The sequence below is a fragment of the Micromonospora sp. NPDC093244 genome (assembly GCF_040683695.1).
Taxonomy (GTDB): domain Bacteria; phylum Actinomycetota; class Actinomycetes; order Mycobacteriales; family Micromonosporaceae; genus Micromonospora.
The window spans coordinates 1,455,303-1,471,855 of sequence record NZ_JBFBEO010000001.1 but is presented as its reverse complement, the minus strand read 5'-3'; the positions used below and the strand labels follow the sequence as shown (position 1 = coordinate 1,471,855).

The 16,553-nt window shown below is 71.4% G+C and carries 18 protein-coding genes; 7 read left to right on the top strand and 11 right to left on the bottom strand.

Annotated elements, in window-relative coordinates; all coding sequences use genetic code 11:
- Nucleotides 1-64: 64 nt before the first annotated feature.
- Entirely contained in the window at nt 65-889 is an 825-nt protein-coding gene (locus AB0N27_RS06465) for a copper resistance protein CopC (protein ID WP_364364085.1), read from the top strand.
- A 268-nt stretch (nt 890-1,157) separates the two neighbouring features.
- On the top strand, nt 1,158-3,992 hold the full coding sequence (locus tag AB0N27_RS06460) for a ricin-type beta-trefoil lectin domain protein (protein WP_364364082.1): 2,835 nt from the start codon (nt 1,158-1,160) through the stop codon (nt 3,990-3,992).
- A gap of 66 nt (nt 3,993-4,058) precedes the next feature.
- Here AB0N27_RS06460 and AB0N27_RS06455 read toward each other — a convergent pair whose 3' ends face one another.
- Nucleotides 4,059-4,445 (bottom strand): DUF2267 domain-containing protein, encoded by a 387-nt coding sequence (locus AB0N27_RS06455; protein WP_364364079.1) that lies wholly within the window; start codon nt 4,443-4,445, stop codon nt 4,059-4,061.
- A 164-nt stretch (nt 4,446-4,609) separates the two neighbouring features.
- On the opposite strand from AB0N27_RS06455, the gene AB0N27_RS06450 reads away from it, so the two are divergent.
- From AB0N27_RS06450 to AB0N27_RS06440, 3 genes are all read left to right on the top strand, one after another.
- Complete coding sequence (locus AB0N27_RS06450; RefSeq protein ID WP_364364076.1) at nt 4,610-4,942, top strand: nuclear transport factor 2 family protein; 333 nt, start codon at nt 4,610-4,612, stop codon at nt 4,940-4,942.
- 247 nt (nt 4,943-5,189) lie between these two features.
- Nucleotides 5,190-5,519 (top strand): STAS domain-containing protein, encoded by a 330-nt coding sequence (locus tag AB0N27_RS06445; protein WP_364364073.1) that lies wholly within the window; start codon nt 5,190-5,192, stop codon nt 5,517-5,519.
- The gene (locus tag AB0N27_RS06440) at nt 5,519-5,938 is read left to right on the top strand and encodes an ATP-binding protein (protein ID WP_364364071.1); all 420 of its coding nucleotides are present in this window, start codon (nt 5,519-5,521) and stop codon (nt 5,936-5,938) included. The genes AB0N27_RS06445 and AB0N27_RS06440 overlap by 1 nt, the downstream gene beginning before the upstream one ends.
- Before the next feature lie 18 nt (nt 5,939-5,956).
- Here the strand turns inward: AB0N27_RS06440 and AB0N27_RS06435 are convergent, their stop codons facing one another.
- Nucleotides 5,957-7,483: a SpoIIE family protein phosphatase gene (locus AB0N27_RS06435; RefSeq protein WP_364364068.1), complete on the bottom strand. Its 1,527-nt coding sequence runs from the start codon at nt 7,481-7,483 to the stop codon at nt 5,957-5,959.
- A gap of 167 nt (nt 7,484-7,650) precedes the next feature.
- Here AB0N27_RS06435 and AB0N27_RS06430 point away from each other — a divergent pair, with 167 nt between their 5' ends.
- Entirely contained in the window at nt 7,651-8,028 is a 378-nt protein-coding gene (locus tag AB0N27_RS06430) for a nuclear transport factor 2 family protein (protein WP_364364065.1), read from the top strand.
- A gap of 6 nt (nt 8,029-8,034) precedes the next feature.
- Here the strand turns inward: AB0N27_RS06430 and AB0N27_RS06425 are convergent, their stop codons facing one another.
- From AB0N27_RS06425 to AB0N27_RS06390, 8 genes are all read right to left on the bottom strand, one after another.
- Nucleotides 8,035-8,565: an SUKH-4 family immunity protein gene (locus AB0N27_RS06425; RefSeq protein ID WP_364364062.1), complete on the bottom strand. Its 531-nt coding sequence runs from the start codon at nt 8,563-8,565 to the stop codon at nt 8,035-8,037.
- 40 nt (nt 8,566-8,605) lie between these two features.
- Nucleotides 8,606-9,088, bottom strand: coding sequence for a molybdenum cofactor biosysynthesis protein (locus AB0N27_RS06420; RefSeq protein WP_364364059.1), 483 nt, complete (start codon nt 9,086-9,088; stop codon nt 8,606-8,608).
- A gap of 91 nt (nt 9,089-9,179) precedes the next feature.
- On the bottom strand, nt 9,180-9,872 hold the full coding sequence (gene urtE, locus AB0N27_RS06415; protein ID WP_364364056.1) for an urea ABC transporter ATP-binding subunit UrtE: 693 nt from the start codon (nt 9,870-9,872) through the stop codon (nt 9,180-9,182).
- Nucleotides 9,872-10,762, bottom strand: a complete 891-nt coding sequence (urtD, locus tag AB0N27_RS06410; RefSeq protein WP_364364054.1) for an urea ABC transporter ATP-binding protein UrtD — start codon at nt 10,760-10,762, stop codon at nt 9,872-9,874. The genes urtE and urtD overlap by 1 nt, the downstream gene beginning before the upstream one ends.
- On the bottom strand, nt 10,759-11,892 hold the full coding sequence (gene urtC / locus AB0N27_RS06405; protein WP_364364051.1) for an urea ABC transporter permease subunit UrtC: 1,134 nt from the start codon (nt 11,890-11,892) through the stop codon (nt 10,759-10,761). The genes urtD and urtC overlap by 4 nt, the downstream gene beginning before the upstream one ends.
- Nucleotides 11,889-12,776 (bottom strand): urea ABC transporter permease subunit UrtB, encoded by an 888-nt coding sequence (gene urtB, locus AB0N27_RS06400; RefSeq protein WP_364364048.1) that lies wholly within the window; start codon nt 12,774-12,776, stop codon nt 11,889-11,891. Before urtB ends, urtC begins: the two co-directional genes overlap by 4 nt.
- Nucleotides 12,777-12,851: 75 nt before the next feature.
- Nucleotides 12,852-14,096, bottom strand: a complete 1,245-nt coding sequence (urtA, locus tag AB0N27_RS06395) for an urea ABC transporter substrate-binding protein (RefSeq protein ID WP_364364045.1) — start codon at nt 14,094-14,096, stop codon at nt 12,852-12,854.
- Nucleotides 14,097-14,506: 410 nt separating this feature from the next.
- Nucleotides 14,507-15,589, bottom strand: a complete 1,083-nt coding sequence (locus tag AB0N27_RS06390) for a substrate-binding domain-containing protein (RefSeq protein WP_364364043.1) — start codon at nt 15,587-15,589, stop codon at nt 14,507-14,509.
- Between the two features lie 96 nt (nt 15,590-15,685).
- Here AB0N27_RS06390 and AB0N27_RS06385 point away from each other — a divergent pair, with 96 nt between their 5' ends.
- Nucleotides 15,686-16,144, top strand: coding sequence for a MarR family transcriptional regulator (locus AB0N27_RS06385; protein ID WP_364364040.1), 459 nt, complete (start codon nt 15,686-15,688; stop codon nt 16,142-16,144).
- A gap of 17 nt (nt 16,145-16,161) precedes the next feature.
- Here the strand turns inward: AB0N27_RS06385 and AB0N27_RS06380 are convergent, their stop codons facing one another.
- Nucleotides 16,162-16,536 carry a cupin domain-containing protein gene (locus tag AB0N27_RS06380; RefSeq protein WP_364364037.1) on the bottom strand — a complete coding sequence of 125 codons (375 nt, stop codon included), beginning with the start codon at nt 16,534-16,536 and terminating at the stop codon, nt 16,162-16,164.
- Between the last annotated feature and the right edge of the window lie 17 nt (nt 16,537-16,553).

Sequence of the window (16,553 nt, the reverse complement as noted above, 5' to 3'; positions counted from 1 at the left end):
TCTACGTCTTGTTCGGCGACTGGGAAATGACCATGATGAACGAATGCGATCGAGGCTGGTCACTGTGCGTAGGGTCCTGAGCCGGGTCGCGGCCGGGGTGGCCGCGACGGCCGTGGTGTCGTTGGCACTGCCCGCCGCTCCGGCGTCCGCGCACGGCCAGCTGGCGACGTCCACCCCGCTGACCGGCACCGTGGTACGCGAGCCGCTGACCCAGCTGGCGTTGTACTTCACCGAGAAGCCGGCCCCGAACGCGCACTTCACCATCACCGGGCCGAACGGGTCGCGTGTGGACAACGGCTGGTCGTTCGGTGAGCCGAAGCGGCTGGACAAGCCGGTCACCGAGTACTTCATGGTCAACGGCGTGTTCGAGCCCCGGCTGTACCACACAGGCTTCCCGGCCATGGTGACCGTGGCGCACTGGCCGGCGAAGGGCCGCTACACCGCCAGCTACCTCTCCGTCGCCTCCGACGGCGAGGCGGTGCGGGGCGAGGTCACGTTCGACTACCAGGGCCGGGGCACGGCCGCGCCGGCCGGTTGGTCGGCGCCCACGAACGGGCCGGAGCCGGCGCTGCTGGCGCTGGCCGAGGGCGACCACTCGGCCGCGACAGCCGCACCGGCGACGACCGGCGCGCCGGTGGCCGGGCCTCCCGCTCCCCCGGCGGACGATGGCCTGCCGCCCTGGCTGCTCCCCGCCGGCGTGGTGCTCGTCGTCGGCGCGATCGTCGTGGTGGCCGCCCGGCGCAAGCCCGCCTCCGCCCGGTCGACCGGCGCCGCCCGTCGGCCCGCCGGCACCGCCCGCCGGCCTGGCGACGCCGCCCGCCGGCCTGGCGACGCCACGGGTCGCAAGGGCGTCACGAGCCGTAACCCGGCTCGCCGGGGCCGGCGCTAGAACCGCCCGACAGCCCACCCGACACACCTGACGGTTCGGCGCGTCCGGCCCCGACTTTCGTACGAACATGTGGAACTTTTGATGTATCGACGCGAAGCCATGGACAGCGCAATCGAAACCCCTTAATGTCTCGACCCATCAACCCCGGTTTTTCCGGATCGTCACTCGTCGGCGTCGAGGACGTTTCGGAGCCGGGCCGGCGGCCACCGCCTCACACCACTGCTTCGCACGCCGGCCGTCGGACACTCCGATCCCTCCTGGAGGAACGATGGGCACACGGCTGCTACGCCGACTCCGCAGTCCCCTCCTGGGTGCGCTGGCACTCGTCCTCGCCGGCGGCCTCTGGGCCGCCCCGGCCAGCGCCGCCCCCGAGCAGGAACCGGGCGTCACCCTGCGCGTCTTCGACGTACAGGTGCCGCTCTCCGAGATCTGCACTCTCAAGCCCGCGCAGACCCCGAACGTGGACAAGCTGATGTCCACGATCAACTGGACGTCGACAGCCGACTTCGGCTTCGACAACTACTTCGTCTCGCAGGTGCTCGGCAACATCACCATCACCCAGGCCGGCAGCTACACGTTCCGCCTCAGCAGCGACGACGGGTCCAAGCTGGCGATCGACAACAGCGTGGTGATCAACCACGACGGCCTGCACGGCGCCACCCCGCCCAAGGAGGGCACCGTCACCCTCGCCGCCGGTCTGCACCCGCTGCGCATCGACCACTTCGAGCGCGACGGTGGGCAGCAGATCACCCTGGAGTGGCGCACGCCCGGCTCGTCGTCCTTCGTGGTCGTACCGAACTCGGTGCTGAGCACCGACGCGGGCGTGGTGCGGGTGACCGCGCCGGGTCGCAAGGAGTGCGAGGGCGTCACCGACTCCCCCGGCGACGGCCTGCCGCTGACCGGCGTGCACCCCGGCTACACGCTTACCGACCTGCGGCCCAGCGGCTTCCAGCCGAAGGTGACCGGCATGGACTGGCTGCCCGACGGCCGGCTGGTCATCTCGACCTGGGGCGGCAGCGACCAGTCCGGCACGTCCCAGGACGGCGAGGTGTGGATCCTCGGCAACACCGGCGGGGCGACGACCCCGGGCGCGGTGACCACCAAGAAGATCGCCGGTGGCCTCAAGGAGCCGATGGGGCTCAAGGTCGTCGACGGGGTGGTCTACGTTTCGGAGAAGCAGCGGTTGACCCGGCTGGTGAGCACCACAGGTGACGAGGTGGCCGAACGTCTGGACACGGTGGCCACCTGGCCGTACGGCGGGAACTTCCACGAGTTCGCGTTCGGCCTGCTCTACCAGGACGGGTTCTTCTACCTGAACCTGTCGGTGTCGATCAACTCCGGTGGCGCGACCACCAACCCGCAGCCCGCCGTCAACCGGGGCACCACCCTCAAGGTCAACAAGGACACCGGCGCGGTCAGCTACGTCGCCGGCGGCCTGCGCACCCCGCACGGCATCGGATGGGGTCCGGAGGGTGGCCTCTTCGTCACCGACAACCAGGGTGGCTGGCTGCCGTCGTCCAAGCTGCTGCACGTCAAGCAGGGCCGTTTCTTCAACCACTACACCAACCCGGCGGGCCCGTTCGACGCCAACCCGGTCACCGCGCCGGTGCTCTGGATGCCGCAGAACGAGATCGCCAACTCGCCAAGCACTCCGATGTACCTGACCAGCGGCCGCTACGCCGGCCAGTTCGTCATCGGCGACGTCACCTACGGCGGCCTCCAGCGGGCGTACGTGGAGAAGGTCAACGGCGAGTACCAGGGCGCCCTGTTCCGGCTCACCCAGGGTCTGGAGGCGGGCGTCTCCGAGGTCAACGTCGGTCCGGACGGCGCGATCTACGTCGGCGGGCTCGGCGCGGGCGGCAACTGGGGCCAGACCGGCAAACTGTCGTACGGCCTGCAGAAGCTCACGCCGAACAGCACCACGGCGTTCGAGATGCTCGCCATGCGGGCCACCACCGCCGGGTTCGAGGTGGAGTACACCCAGCCCGTGTCGGCGGAGACGGCAGCCGACCTGGCCGCGCACTACAAGATCAAGCAATGGCGGTACGTGGCGACGTCGAGCTACGGCGGCCCGAAGATCGACGAGGAGACGTTGACCGTCACCTCGGCCACCCTCTCGGCCGACGGCAGGAAGGTCACCCTCGCGGTCGACGGCCGCAAGGCCGGCCGGGTGGTCCACCTGCGCTCGCCGCGCCCGTTCACCTCCACCAGCGGCCAGTCACTGTGGAGCACCGAGGCGTGGTACACGCTCAACGCCATCCCGGGCGTCACCCCGCCGCCCGGTGGCGGGACCAACCTGGCGCTCAACAAGGCGGCCACCGCGGACAGCTCCTGCTCGACGACGGAGAGCCCGGCCAAGGCCGTCAACGGCAGCGTCTCCGGCGGCAACGGCGACAAGTGGTGCTCCAAGGGCACCACGAAGTACCTCCAGGTCGACCTGGGCGCCCCGTACGCGGTGAACCGGGTGGTGGTCAAGCACGCCGGCGCGGGCGGTGAGAACACCGCCTGGAACACCAGGGACTTCACGATCGCGTCCAGCCCCGACGGCACGACCTGGACCACCCGGGCCACGGTGACCGGCAACACGGCGAGCACCACCACGCACGACGTCGTCGCTGCGGGCACCCGCCACGTCCGGCTGGCCATCACCGCGCCGACCAGCACCACCGACCCGGCAGCCCGGATCTACGAACTGGAGGTGTACGCGAGCGCCAGCGGTGCTGCGGGCAGCATCACGGGTGTCGGTGGCAAGTGCCTGGACGTCGACAACGCCGGCACCGCCGACGGTACGAAGATCCAGCTCTGGACGTGCAACGGCACCGGCGCCCAGTCGTGGAGCCGCGTCGGTGACACCTACCGGGTCCTCGGCAAGTGCCTGGACATCGACAACGCGGGCACCGCCGACGGCACCAAGGTGCAGTTGTGGACGTGCAACGGCACCGGCGCGCAGGTGTGGCAACCGCAGGCCGACGGGTCGATCCGCAACCCGCAGTCGGGCAAGGTCCTGGAGGCAGCCGGCGCGGGCACCGCCGACGGCACCCAGATCCAGATCGGCACCAACTCCGGTGGCGCGCACCAGAAGTGGGTGGTCAACGCCAGCTAGAGCCGACGGCGGGGTCCAGCCGGTCGACGGCCGGGCCCCGCCCACGGCGGTCGACCCGACGCGTGGTCAGGGGCCGTGCGGCAGCGGCTGGGACAACGCCCGCAGGTCCGCCGGGAGTTGGGACAGCGCGTCCTCGAACTCCCGGTGCCCGACCACCCGGTGCATGGTCTGGAGCACGGCCCGGGTGCCGCGCTCGGCGGCGGACCGGTCGACGCCGGCGCGGTCGGCCACCCGGCGCAGGAACTCGTCGAACCCGAACGCGTCGGGCGCCTCGGCGGCCTTGACCAGCAGCGGGCTCAGCTCGGGGGCCAGGTGGGGGGCGAGCGCGGCGGCCTCTCCGCCGCTGAGCCGCTCGGTGAGGGTGCGAAGGACCGCCTCGGTCAGCGGGCGCGCCTGCTGCGGCGACACACCCGCCCGTGCGGCAACCTTCTCGACGAACGTCAGCTCGGCCATGCCCCCGCCTCTCGTTCCGGAAACGCGTGGCTACCCGGGTCGACCAGCGGCAAACCAGGCGCGTTCTGTTCGTTGCTCCGCACGGCTCCGACCCGGTCTCGTACGGTGGGGTGGACCGGGAAACAGCGGCCGCCCGAGAGTGGCCCGCGGCGCAGGAGGAGCAGATGGCGGTCGACCTGCCCGAGGTGCTCGACAGGTACTTCCGAGCCGTCGACGACGCCGACCTGGACGCCTTCGTGGCGTGCTTCGCCGACACGGCGAGCGTGGCCGACGAGGACCGGCTGTACGAGGGGCGGGCCTCGATCCGCGCGTGGCGACAGAAGTCGATGGACGCGTACTCGTACACGGCCGAGCCGTTGCGGGTGACGCCGCAGGCGGGCGACTCGTACCAGGTCCTCGTCCGGGTGAGCGGCACCTTTCCCGGCAGCCCGGTCGAGCTGCGGTACCGGTTCACGCTGCGCGACGGCCTGATCGGCGCGCTGGACATCCGCCCGTAGGTTCGTGCACCCCACCAGAGGAGACGGCGTTGTCGCGGGTCTGGATGGTCACCGGCTGTTCCAGGTGGCCGCGACCTGAGCGAGTCGATCGCCATCGACGCCGCGCCCTGACCCGCCGCCGACCGGCCGGACGGTCGGGAACGGACCGTTGTTGATCACCGCCGAACGGACGACACGGTCTGTCGGGTGGGGGGTGGCATGATGTGCCGACAACGGCCGTCGTTACCAGGAAGGGTGTTGCTGCCCGATGCCCCACTTCGAGGCCCGGACGTCCACCGCACCCGGGCGGATCGTGGTCACCCTGACCGGCGAGTGCGACCTGGCCGCCCGGGACGAGCTGACCGCCGTGCTGGCCTCGGCGGTGCGCGGCGCGCCGGTCGTCGTGGTCGACGTGGGCGGGTTGCGGTTCCTGGACTCCACAGGCCTGCACACCCTGGTGACCGCCCACCAGTCCGCGCGCGGCGACGGTAGGCGGCTCTACGTGGTCAACGCCGACGGCGCGGTCGCCGAGGTGCTGGACATCACAGGCGTGGGCGAGCTGCTGAGCCCACCCGCCGACGAGCAGGTGGCCGGCTGATGCCGGCCGACCGGCGAGAGATCGTGACCGAGCGGGACGCGTCCGCCCCTGTCACGGAAACCATGTCGTACCAGGTGGCGACGGATCTGCGGGCGTTGCGCGCGTTCGTCTGCGCCGGCGCGTCGGCCCGCGGTCTGGCACCGCACCGAACGGAGCTGCTGGCGCTGGCCGTGAGTGAGCTGGCGACCAACACGCTGCAGCACACGACCGGCGGCGGCCAGGTCCGGCTCTGGACCGAGGCGGGCCACCTGGTCTGCGACGTCATCGACCAGGGACCGGCGCGCGCGCTCGGTCGGCCCATGCCGGCCGCCGAGGCGGTACGGGGGCGCGGCCTCGCCATCGTGGAGCAGGTCTGCGACGAGGTGGCGTTGTTCGGCGCGCCGGAGGGCACCGTCGTACGGATCCGCTTGGAGCTGTGACCCGGCCGGGTGGTCGGGTCAGGGCAGGACGCGCACGGCCAGGGTGCAGGTGTCGTCGTCCGGGTTGGGGTGGTGCAGCAGCTCCCGCAGTCGGCCGAGGGCCGGCTCCCCCGGCCCGGCGGTGAACGCGGACAGCGTCACCACCACCTGCTCCAGCGGGGCGTCGGCGGGCACCCGCCGCTCCACCAGCCCGTCGGTGTAGAACAGCACCAGGTCACCGGGGCGCAGGCGTGCCGCACGCACCCCGTACGCGGCGCCGGCGTCGGCGCCGAGCAGCAGACCCGGCGGGAGGTCGAGCGGGCCGGTTTCGCCGGCGCGGGACAGCAGCGGCGCCAGGTGCCCGGCGCGTGCCCAGCACAGCTCCCGGGTCGCCGGGTCGTAGACGGCGACGACCGCGGTCGCGGTGATCGCGAGCTGCCCGCACAGACGGTCGAGGTGGCCGACCAGCTCCGCCGGGTCGTGGATGCCGATGGACAGCCAGGCCACCAGGGCGAAGCGCAGGTGCGCCATCCCGCTTGCCGCGTCGAGCCCGTGACCGGCGACGTCGCCGACGGCGAGCACGACGGTGCCGTCCGGCAGGGTCTGCGCGTGGTACCAGTCCCCGCCCACGCGGGCCGCGCTCTCCGCCGGCTGGTAGGTGACCATCGCCTCCAGGCCGGCCAGCCCGAACACGTCGCGGGGCACCGGCTGGATCAGGTTCTGCAACTGTCCGGCCAGCCGGTGCTCGGCGAGCGCAGTGGTCTCCCGGGTCCGGAGCTGGTCGCTGAGCTGCTCGATGGCGGTCCGTGAATCCACCCGCGCGGTCACGTCCTGCACCACGGCGTGGATCTTCAACGGTGCGCCGGCCGCGTCCCGGGAGGCGTCGGAGAGGATCCGCAGGTACTTCACCGAACTCGGCGCCTGGAACCGGACCGTGACATCGGAGGACGCCCCACTGTCCAGCGTCTGCCAGGCCACCTCGCCCAACATCTGGTCGTCGGGGAGCATGGCCGCCGCCTGCTCGGCCCGGGACAGCGGACCGAGCGACGGGTCCCGCTCGAAGATCCGGTACATCCCCGGTGACCACTCGCTGACCCCGCTGGCCAGGTCGTACTCGGCCCAGCCGAGGCTGCCCAACAGCTCGGTACGCGCCACCCTCCGCTGGTCCTCGTCCAGCCGGCGCCAGGCGACCAGCAGCCCACCGAGCACCCGGTCCACCCGCACGTCGAACAGCGACTCGGCGACGACGCCCGCGCTCTCCTCCGCGTACCGGAAGTCGGCAAGCCGGCCGGGCGTTCCGGTGGCGAGCACCTCCTGGTACAGCTGCCAGAGTGGACCGTCGACCATCCTCGGGTACAGCTCGCTGAGCAGAAGGCCGACCCGGCCGACCCCGCGGCCGTAGATGTCCTGCCCGCTGGTGGCCTCGATCCGGAAGTCGGCGACCACCCCGGCGTCGCGCACCGGCCGCAGCCAGCTGCACCCGGCCGGGACGACCGCGAGGACCTCCCGGACGACGTCCTCGACGCGGGGCGCCGGGTCGGCGGCCCGCGCGCCTCGGTCAGTCACGCCAGCAGCCTAGTGCTCCGACCGGGAACGTCTACCGGGTCGGCGGGGGCGGAGCGTCCGGCGGCGACGCGCCCGCGATCCGCACGTGGGCGGGCCGTCCTGCTGCCACAATGCGGACAGCCCGGTCGGACGATGGCCCCGGGTGGACCCGATCGGGAGGACGGCCCATGCCGGACAGTGAACGCGAGGCGGAGCTGCTCGATGCCGAGCGCACCCTTCAGGCCGCCCAACGGGCCGGTGACGTCGCAGCCCTCGACCAGTTGCTCGTCGACCAGTTGCTCGCCATCGGTCCGGACGGCCGCGTGTACCGCAAGGAGGACGACCTGGCCGCGTACCGGAACCGCACCTCGGTGATCGAGGAGTTGGTGGAGGAGGAGTTGGACCTGCTCGTGGTCGGCTCGACCGGGGCGACGTTCTTCCTGGGCCGGGTGGCAGGCGTGTTCGACGGGGTGCGGATGTCGGCACGCCTGCGCTACACCCGGACCTGGGTCCACGACGACCCGCACGGCTGGCGGGTCCTCGCCGCGCACATCAGTCCGGTCTGACCGCCGTCACGGGGTCTCGTCCTCCTCGTCGTCGAGCAGGCCCTGCTCGTCGAGGAACGCGAACCACCTGTCGTCCGCCGGGGTCAGCTCGGCGTAGCCCGGGCCGAGCACGTGGTAATCCACGAAGGAACCGAGGTCGGGGGCCAGTTCCTCGAACGCGTCCGACATGAACCACTCGGTGCCGGTCGGCGGGAAGTACCAGACGGCGCCGGTGCCGCGGTCCAGGAAGATCGGGTCGTCGCCGCAGGTGCCGATCACCAACCAACCCGCCCGGTCATCGGGGATGGCCGAGAAGTCCGGCGCGTAGTCGAGGTGGTACTGGATGCCGGCGAGGGTCGACGTGGACGCCAGCTCGACCCGGCCAGCCCGCAGGCCGTCGGCCACCAGCAGCAGGTCCCGCAGGTCGGCCGGGAGGCCCGCGGGCACCGAGTCGATAGCGGCACCCTCGCCGAAGTGGGCGTACTCCAGGCTCGCCGGCTCGTCCTCGACCAGGTCGGCCCGCAGTTCCCCGATGAGCTGACGCAGCTCGGGAGTCATTCCACCACCTCCGGATGATCCTGCGCTGTCCCCGGACGGCTCACGCGCGCACCGGCCCGACGGTGATGTCGACCGGACCGACGCGCAGGGTGCCGTCGTCCAGGGGCGTGCACCTGATGCCGCCTGTGGTGCGTAGCGCCTTCCACGCCCCCGGGCCGACTGTGACGTCCATCCAGGCGCACGGCCGCGCGGCGCGGTTGACCCGCAGGCTGACCGGGCCGTCTCCGGAGTCCAGCACCAGAACCCTGCCGATCAGCTCGTCCACGGCGATGCCGCTGGTCAGGATGTTGCGGCGGACCTCCGCGAGACCGACACCCGCTGGCAGGGACTCCTGGGCGATGACTGTCACGCTCGCGTCGCGGTGCGCCGGCTGGCCGAAGTAGCGGTCGCCGACGATGCCGAGGCCGGACCGGATGCGGACCACGTCGACCAGTTCGCCGGGCGGGGCCGGGGCCGGGCCGTCGGCGGGCCGGCCCAGGAAGCGGTGCACGGGCGAGGCCAGCAACTCGACGATCTCCGGCATGGCAGGGATTCTACGAACCGGACCGGGTTTTCCGGGGCCGGTCGGTGGACACCGGCGCCGGGCACGGTCGAGAGGTCCGCCGGGTCGCGGCTCAGACCGCCAGGGCCGCCCGGACCTCGCGTTCGGCCGTGACACCGCCGTCGCCGCGCGAGGTGACCCGACCGGACTCCAGCACGTGGTAGCGACCGGCCACCCGCAACGCGAAACCCAGGTGCTGCTCGACGAGCAGCACGCTGAAGCCGGGCTGCCGGGTCAGCTCGACGATCCGCTCCTGGATCTCGGTGACCACCGACGGCTGGATGCCCTCGGTCGGCTCGTCGAGCATCAGCAGCCGCGGGCGGGTGATCAGGGCGCGGGCGATGGCCAACTGCTGGCGCTGACCGCCGGAGAGCAGACCGGCCCGGCGCCGCAGCAGCGGGCGCAGCGCCGGGAACAGATCAAGCGCCTCCGCCGTGGCCACCGCACCGTCGCGCCTGCCGTCGGCGACCAGCCGCAGGTTCTCCGCGGCGGTCAGGTGCGGGAAGCACTGCTGCCCCTGCGGGACGTACGCCATCCCACGCGCCACCCGTTCGTGCGGCCCGAGGCGGGTGACGTCCTCGCCGTCCAGCTCGACGACGCCGGCGCTCGGGCGCAGCAGCCCGGCGGCGACCCGCAACAGGGTGCTCTTGCCGGCGCCGTTGTGCCCCAGCACCGCGGCCACCCCGTCCGGCGGGACGGCGAGGTCGACCTCGTGCAGCACCCGGGAGCGCCCGTACCCGGCGTGCACCCCGCGCAGCGTCAGCATCATGCCTCCAGAGCCGTGGGGGCCGACCCGGCGTCGACCGGGTGGCCAAGGTAGACCTCCTGAACGCGCGGGTCCGCCTGGACCTGCGCCACGGTGCCCTCGCTGAGCACCCGACCGGCGTGCAGCACCGTGACGCTGCGCGCGAACCGGCGCAGGAAGTCCATGTCGTGCTCGATCACCACCACCGTGCGGTCCCGGCTCACCGTCTCCAGCAGGGCGCCTGTCGCGTCGCGCTCCTCGTGGCTCATCCCGGCGACCGGCTCGTCGAGCAGCAGCAGCCGCGCGTCCTGCACCAGCAGCATGCCGATCTCCAGCCACTGCTTCTGGCCGTGCGCGAGCGTCCCGGCGAGCTGCTCGGCGCGCGCGGCCAATCCGATGGTCTCCAGCGCGGCAGCCACCTCGGCGGGCACACCCCGTCGGCGACGGGCCAGGGTCGCCCAGCCGCGTCGGGCGCCCGCCGCGATGTCGAGGTTCTGCACCACCGACAGCTCCTCGAAGACCGACGACGTCTGGAACGTGCGTCCGACGCCGAGCCTGCTGATCCGGTGCACCGGGCGACCCAGCAGCTCGTGGTCCCCGAAGCGGACCGAACCGGTGGCCCGGACCAGCCCGGTGATCGCGTCGACGAGTGTCGTCTTGCCGGCGCCGTTCGGCCCGATCAGGAACCGGATGTCACCGGCAGGCACCTCCAACGAGACGCCGTCGACGGCGGTGAAGCCGTCGAAGCTGACCCGCACGTCGCGGACGGACAACCCGTCCAGCCGCCCGTCGCTCATGCCGTGCTGGCTGGGCATGCGCTCACGGCCCTCGCTGCGCTCGGTGCGTTCGCTCATGCCGTGCTGGCTGGGCATGCGCTCACGGCCCTCGCTGCGCTCGGTGCGTTCGCTCATGCCGCCGGCACCTCCGTCCGCCCGGCGCGTCGCCGGGCCAGCGCCCACAGCGACGCCAGGCCGCCGGGCAGGAACGCGACGACCACCACGAAGAGCAACCCCTGAAGGTACGTCCAGGTGCCCGGGAAACGCTCCGACAGAGCGGTACGCGCCCAGGCCACCGCGACCGCGCCGAGTACCGGCCCGAGCAGTGTCGCCCGGCCACCCACCGCGACGCCGATGACGAACTCGATCGACGGGACGATGCCGATCAGCGCGGGCGAGATGATGCCCACCGCCGGCACGAACAGCGCCCCGGCCAACCCCGCCATACCTGCCGCCACGACGTACGCGACGAGCTTGACCGACGCCGGGTCGTAGCCGAGGAAACGGACCCGCTCCTCGCCGTCGCGGACCGCCACCAGCAGTTCGCCGTAGCGGCTGTGGATGAGTTGGCGGGCCAACGCGAGCAGGGCCAGCAGTGCGCCGGCGATGATGAGGTAGACCATCCGCTTGTTGACCGGATCGTCCAGGTCGTACCCGAAGAAGCCCTTGATGTCGGTGAGCCCGTTGGTGCCTCCCGTGGTGCCCTGCTGCCCGATCAGCAGGATCACCATCGCGGCGGCGAGGGCCTGGCTGAGAATGGCGAAGTACGCCCCCCGGACCCGGCGACGGAACACCAGCGAGCCGAGCCCGAAGGCGACCGCCATCGGCAGCAGCACCGTGGCGGGCAGCGCGAACCACGGGCTGGCGAACGGCCGCCACCACAGCGGCAGTTCGTCGAGCTGCCCGTACAGCTGCATGAAGTCGGGCATCCCACCGGGACCCGCGTCGGCGAGCTTGAGGTGCATGGCCATCGCGTAGCCACCGAGGCCGAAGAAGACGCCCTGGCCGAGGGTGAGCATGCCGCCCCGACCCCAGGCGATCCCGATGCCGACCGCCACCATGGCGACGCAGAGGTACTTGGCGAGCAGGGCCAGCCGGAAGTCCGACAGCACCAGCGGGGCGACGGCGAACAGCAGCGCCGCGCCGAACGCGAACCCGGCCGCCGCCCGCAGCCGCGAACGGGCCGCGGGCCGACCCGGGGGTGGGTCGCCGGGTGACGCGGCACGGGCGGTGGTGCCGGGCGGCGCGGGTGTCACGGCGGTCATGCGAGGCTCCTGGTCCGCAGGGTGAACAGGCCCTGAGGTCGCCACTGGAGGAACGCGACGATCGCCACGAAGACGATCACCTTGGCGACGCTGAGGGTGGTGAGGTACTCCCCGGTGGCCTGGAGCACACCGAGGGCGAAGGCGACGAGCACGCTGCCCTTGAGTTGCCCGATCCCACCGACCACGACGACCAGGAAGGCGTCGATGATCAGGTTGGTGCCCATGGTCGGGCCGATCGGGCCGAGCAGGGTGAGCGCCACCCCGGCGAGCCCGGCCAGGCCGGAGCCGACGAAGAAGGTCGTCCGGTCGATCCGGGAGGTGGCGATGCCGGAGACGGCGGCGAGGTCGCGGTTCTGCACCACCGCGCGGATACGCCGCCCCAGTGGGGTGAGCCGCAGCGCCAGGGTGAGCGCCGCGACGGCGGCCAACGCCAGGGCCAGGATGAACAGCCGGTTGGTGGCGATGGTCAGCCCACCGGGCAGCTCCACGTTGCCGGTGAGCACCTCCGGCGCGCGGGTCTGCACGTTCGGGCTACCGAACACGTCCCGGGCCAGTTGTTGCAGCATCAGGGACACACCCCACGTGACCAGCAGGGTGTCCAGCGGTCGGGCGTAGAGCCGGCGGATGAGCAGGACCTCCAACAGCACGCCCATCGCGCCGGCGACCACGAACGCCACCGGCAGCGCCACCAGCAGCGACAACCCGGCCCCGGTGATGCTCTGTTGCAGGACGTAGGTGGTGTACGCGCCGGCCATGATGAACTCACCGTGCGCCATGTTGATCACGTTCATCTGGCCGAACGTCAGCGCCAGCCCGAGCGCGATGAGCAGCAGCACCGCGCCGATGCTGATGCCTGTGAAGAGTTGGCCGAAGAGGACTGTCACGGTGGGTACTCCGTACTGCTGGTCGGGTGGCCCGGGCGGTACGCGCGGTGACGCGTCCCGCCCGGGCCGGCGTCGTCAGCTCAGGCCGCTCGCCCACGGATAGGTCTTCAGGTACGGGTCGGGCTGGACCGGCTTGCCGGAGTTCCACACCTCGGTGATCAGCCCGTCCGCGCCGATCTTGCCGATCCGGGCGGTCTTGGCGATGTGCTGCGTCTCCCCGTCGACGGTGACCAGGCCCTCCGGCGCGTCGAAGGTGATCCCGTCCGAGGCGGCGCGGACCTTCTCCACGTCGAAGGCGCCGGCCTTCTCCACCATCGCCTTCCACAGGTACACACCGACGTAGGCGGCCTCCATCGGGTCGCTCGTCGGCTTGTCGGCGCCGTACTTCGCCTTGTACGCGGCCACGAACTTCGAGTTCGCCGCGCCCGGCGTGGTCTGGTAGTAGTTCCAGGCGGTCAACTGGCCCTGGAGGTACTGGGTGCCGATGCCCTTGACCTCCTCCTCGGCGATCGACACGGACACCACAGGCATCGCGGTGGCGCTCAGCCCGGCCGACTTGTACTCCTTGAAGAACGCCACGTTGCTGTCGCCGTTGAGGGTGTTGAAGACGGCGTCCGCGCCTGACGATTTGACCTTGTTGACGATCGTGCCGAACTCGGTCGACCCGAGCGGCGCGTAATCCTCGCCCCGTACGGTCATCCCGTTCGCCGTCGCGTACGCCTTGATGATTTTGTTGGCTGTCCGGGGAAAGACGTAGTCACTGCCGACCAGATAGACCGACTTCACCCCCTGTGATTTGAGGTAGTCGAGCCCGGGAACGATCTGCTGGTTCGTCGTCGCTCCGGTGTAGAAGATGTAGGGCGACTGTTCCAGGCCCTCGTACTGCACCGGATAGAACAGCAGCGCCTTGTTCTTCTCGAACACCGGCTTGACGGCCTTGCGGCTGGCCGAGGTCCAGCAGCCGAAGACGGCGGCGACCCGGTCCTCGGAGATGAGCTTCTCGGCCTTCTCGGCGAAGGTGGGCCAGTCCGAGGCCCCGTCCTCACCTACCGGTTGGATCTTCCTGCCGAGGACACCACCCGCCGCGTTGATCTCCTCGACGGCCAGCATGATGGAGTCGCGGACGGTGACCTCGCTGATCGCCATGGTCCCCGACAGCGAGTTGAGCAGGCCCACCTTGACGGTGTCGCTGGAGACGTCCGCGCTGACGCCCGCCGCGCCGCCCTCGTCGGTGGTCTTGCTGCCGCACGCGGTCATCGCGGCCGCGGCGATGAGGGTCATGGCACCCGCCAGGATGCGGCGGCCCCGGAACAGTGACATCTATTCTCCCTGCGGTGCGCTCAAGTGGCGAATGGACGGTCGGTGCGGTCCGTTGGAACTGTCGGCGATGCCGCGGTCGACGGGTGGACGCCACCACGGCACCGCATCGGGTACGGGCAGGCAAAGCGTCGACCGGCATCGTTGCGTTCGTGTTTCCCGGCCCTTAATTGACTGTTTCCCACCGTGTCCCGCACACCCACGAGGAAACGGTCGGCACCGTCGAGGAAAGACGGTGCCGACCGTTGTGGAATCGTCGGAGAGAATTGCCGCCACATTGGTCGGCGCGCGATTCGCCGACCACGGACGCGGAATGATGAGCATCCGCCCCCCGGGGCAGATACTTCACGCAGGAAGCATCTTAGGGTCGCCGCCGGTGCGACTGTCAAGGGTCGGCCCGGGCCGGCCGCCGGTCAGAGCTGCGCGAGCACCCGGAAGTCGAGACCGTCCGCCTCGGCGAGGTAGATGCGCTGACGCACGTGCCGGCGTCGCAGCCGCAGCCGCCCCCGCGGCCCGTGGTACGCCACCGTGTCCGCAGCCGTCTCGATGGCCCGTACGTCGAGCGTGCGAGCCTGCCCGATCAGCGCCGCGAGCAGCATGACTCCCTCGTAACAGGACTCCCCCAGGCTGCCCAGCGGCGGCGCCTCCACTCCGAACCGACTGGCGAACTCGCCGTGGAAGTCCAGGTTCTCCTGTGTCACCAGGCCGGCGAAGAAGCCCGCCGTGCTGTACAGCCGGCGGGTCGCGCCGGCGCCGCTGGCCAGCAGCATGTTCTCGTCCATGAGCGTGCTCAACCGCAGACAGCGCTGGTCCAGACCGGCGCGGGCGAACGCCCTGTTGAACCGCACCGCGTCCGCACCCACCAGCAGCATCACCACCGCGTCCGCCTCGCTGCGCTCGATGCGCCGCAGCACCTCGTCGAAGTCGTGCGCCTCCAACGGCAGGAACGCCTGACCCACCACCCGCCCGCCCGCGCGCAACGCGTACCTGTGGGCTGCCCGGGCGGTGCGGCGGGGCCACACGTAGTCGTTGCCGACCAGGAACCAGCGACGCACCCCCTGCTCCCCGGCGAGCAGCCGCATGGCCGGCCACAACTGGGCGTCCGGCGTCTCGCTCGTCAGGTACACCCCCTCGGTCCGCTCACCGCCCTCGTACAGGGCCGTGTAGACGTACGGGACGCGGTGCGCGACCCGGGGCGCCAGCGCCTGCCGTACCGAGGAGATGTGCCAGCCGGTCACCCCCTGCACGGCCCCGAGCGAGACAAGCGCCTCGACCTCGGCTGCCACCTCGGCGGGCGGGGCACCGCCGTCGACCGGCACCAGCCGCACCTCCCGGCCGAGCACCCCGCCGCACCTGTTGATCTCCTCGACCGCGAGCTGGGCGCACAGTTCACAGGTGGGACCGAACATCCCCGCCGGGCCGCGCATCGGATAGACGAGCGCGATGCTGACCACGCCCCGGTCGACGGTGAGCCACGCAGGCGCCGGCTCGGACATGAGCACATGATTGCCCGGCCCACCACGGAAGACCAGAGCTCACCACGGACCGGGACGACTCGCTACGATGGCAGCGCCACCGGACCAGGGAGTTCCATGTCAGACGTGCCCGGGGCGCCAGCGGACCTGCTGCGCTCGCTCACCCGCGCCGAACGGCTGCTCTCCCGCCGGCTGGGTGTCGTACTGGCCGAGGCCGGGCTGACCGTCGAGGCGTGGCGGGTGCTCTGCCTGCTCGCCGACGGCCAGGGCCATCCGATGAGCGAGGTGTCCGCCGAGGCGTCGTTGCCGCCGGGCACGCTCACCAAACTGGTCGACCAGCTCGTGGACAGCAACCTCGTCTTTCGTCGGGTCGACCCGTTCGACCGCCGCCGGATCCGCGCGTACCTCACGATCCGGGGCCGCAGCGAGCACCAGCGGGTCGACGCGCGGGTCCGGGAAAGCCTCGCCGAGCTGGGCGTCCCGCCCGACCTGGTCGACCAGCTCGACTATCTGGTGGCCCGCCTCGACCCGGCCCGCAATCGCGACAGTGCCGACGCGACAGGTTCACGCCGCTGACGGCGTCCCGAGCTGGTTCACTCCACCTTGGTGAGCAGCGGCTTACCCTTCTCCACGACGTACGTGGCCAACTCGACGGCGATGCCGCTGCCGACGTTGCGTGCCTGGTGGTGGACGCCGTACGGCACGGTCAGCGCGTCACCGGCGTTGCACACCACGGGCGGCTGACCTTCGAGCGTGTACTCCAGGGAGCCCTGGAGGACGCAGATGATCTCTTCGCCGGGGTGGAAGTGCTTGAACGGCGGCGAGTCCGGAGTGAACTCCACCCGGCTCTGGACGACCTCGCGTCCCGGGATGCTGAGGTCGTGTCGCTGGAGGTCGACACGCCACAGCCCTGGCGCGCCCTGCACCGCTGTCGGGCTGATGCCCTCGGGCCGGTCGTCGCCACTCATCACGGCCTCCTGTGAGC

Bases quoted from the DNA above. Each gene is read 5' to 3' on its own strand.
- AB0N27_RS06460 (WP_364364082.1), top strand. From the start codon at position 1,158: ATGGGCACACGGCTGCTACGCCGACTCCGCAGTCCCCTCCTGGGTGCG.
- AB0N27_RS06385 (WP_364364040.1), top strand. From the start codon at position 15,686: ATGTCAGACGTGCCCGGGGCGCCAGCGGACCTGCTGCGCTCGCTCACC.
- AB0N27_RS06445 (WP_364364073.1), top strand. From the start codon at position 5,190: ATGCCCCACTTCGAGGCCCGGACGTCCACCGCACCCGGGCGGATCGTG.
- AB0N27_RS06450 (WP_364364076.1), top strand. From the start codon at position 4,610: ATGGCGGTCGACCTGCCCGAGGTGCTCGACAGGTACTTCCGAGCCGTC.
- AB0N27_RS06425 (WP_364364062.1), bottom strand. From the start codon at position 8,565: ATGACTCCCGAGCTGCGTCAGCTCATCGGGGAACTGCGGGCCGACCTG.
- urtC (WP_364364051.1), bottom strand. From the start codon at position 11,892: ATGACCGCCGTGACACCCGCGCCGCCCGGCACCACCGCCCGTGCCGCG.
- AB0N27_RS06430 (WP_364364065.1), top strand. From the start codon at position 7,651: ATGCCGGACAGTGAACGCGAGGCGGAGCTGCTCGATGCCGAGCGCACC.
- AB0N27_RS06440 (WP_364364071.1), top strand. From the start codon at position 5,519: ATGCCGGCCGACCGGCGAGAGATCGTGACCGAGCGGGACGCGTCCGCC.
- AB0N27_RS06380 (WP_364364037.1), bottom strand. From the start codon at position 16,536: ATGAGTGGCGACGACCGGCCCGAGGGCATCAGCCCGACAGCGGTGCAG.
- urtE (WP_364364056.1), bottom strand. From the start codon at position 9,872: ATGCTGACGCTGCGCGGGGTGCACGCCGGGTACGGGCGCTCCCGGGTG.
- AB0N27_RS06390 (WP_364364043.1), bottom strand. From the start codon at position 15,589: ATGTCCGAGCCGGCGCCTGCGTGGCTCACCGTCGACCGGGGCGTGGTC.
- AB0N27_RS06420 (WP_364364059.1), bottom strand. From the start codon at position 9,088: ATGCCGGAGATCGTCGAGTTGCTGGCCTCGCCCGTGCACCGCTTCCTG.
- AB0N27_RS06455 (WP_364364079.1), bottom strand. From the start codon at position 4,445: ATGGCCGAGCTGACGTTCGTCGAGAAGGTTGCCGCACGGGCGGGTGTG.
- urtA (WP_364364045.1), bottom strand. From the start codon at position 14,096: ATGTCACTGTTCCGGGGCCGCCGCATCCTGGCGGGTGCCATGACCCTC.
- urtD (WP_364364054.1), bottom strand. From the start codon at position 10,762: ATGAGCGAACGCACCGAGCGCAGCGAGGGCCGTGAGCGCATGCCCAGC.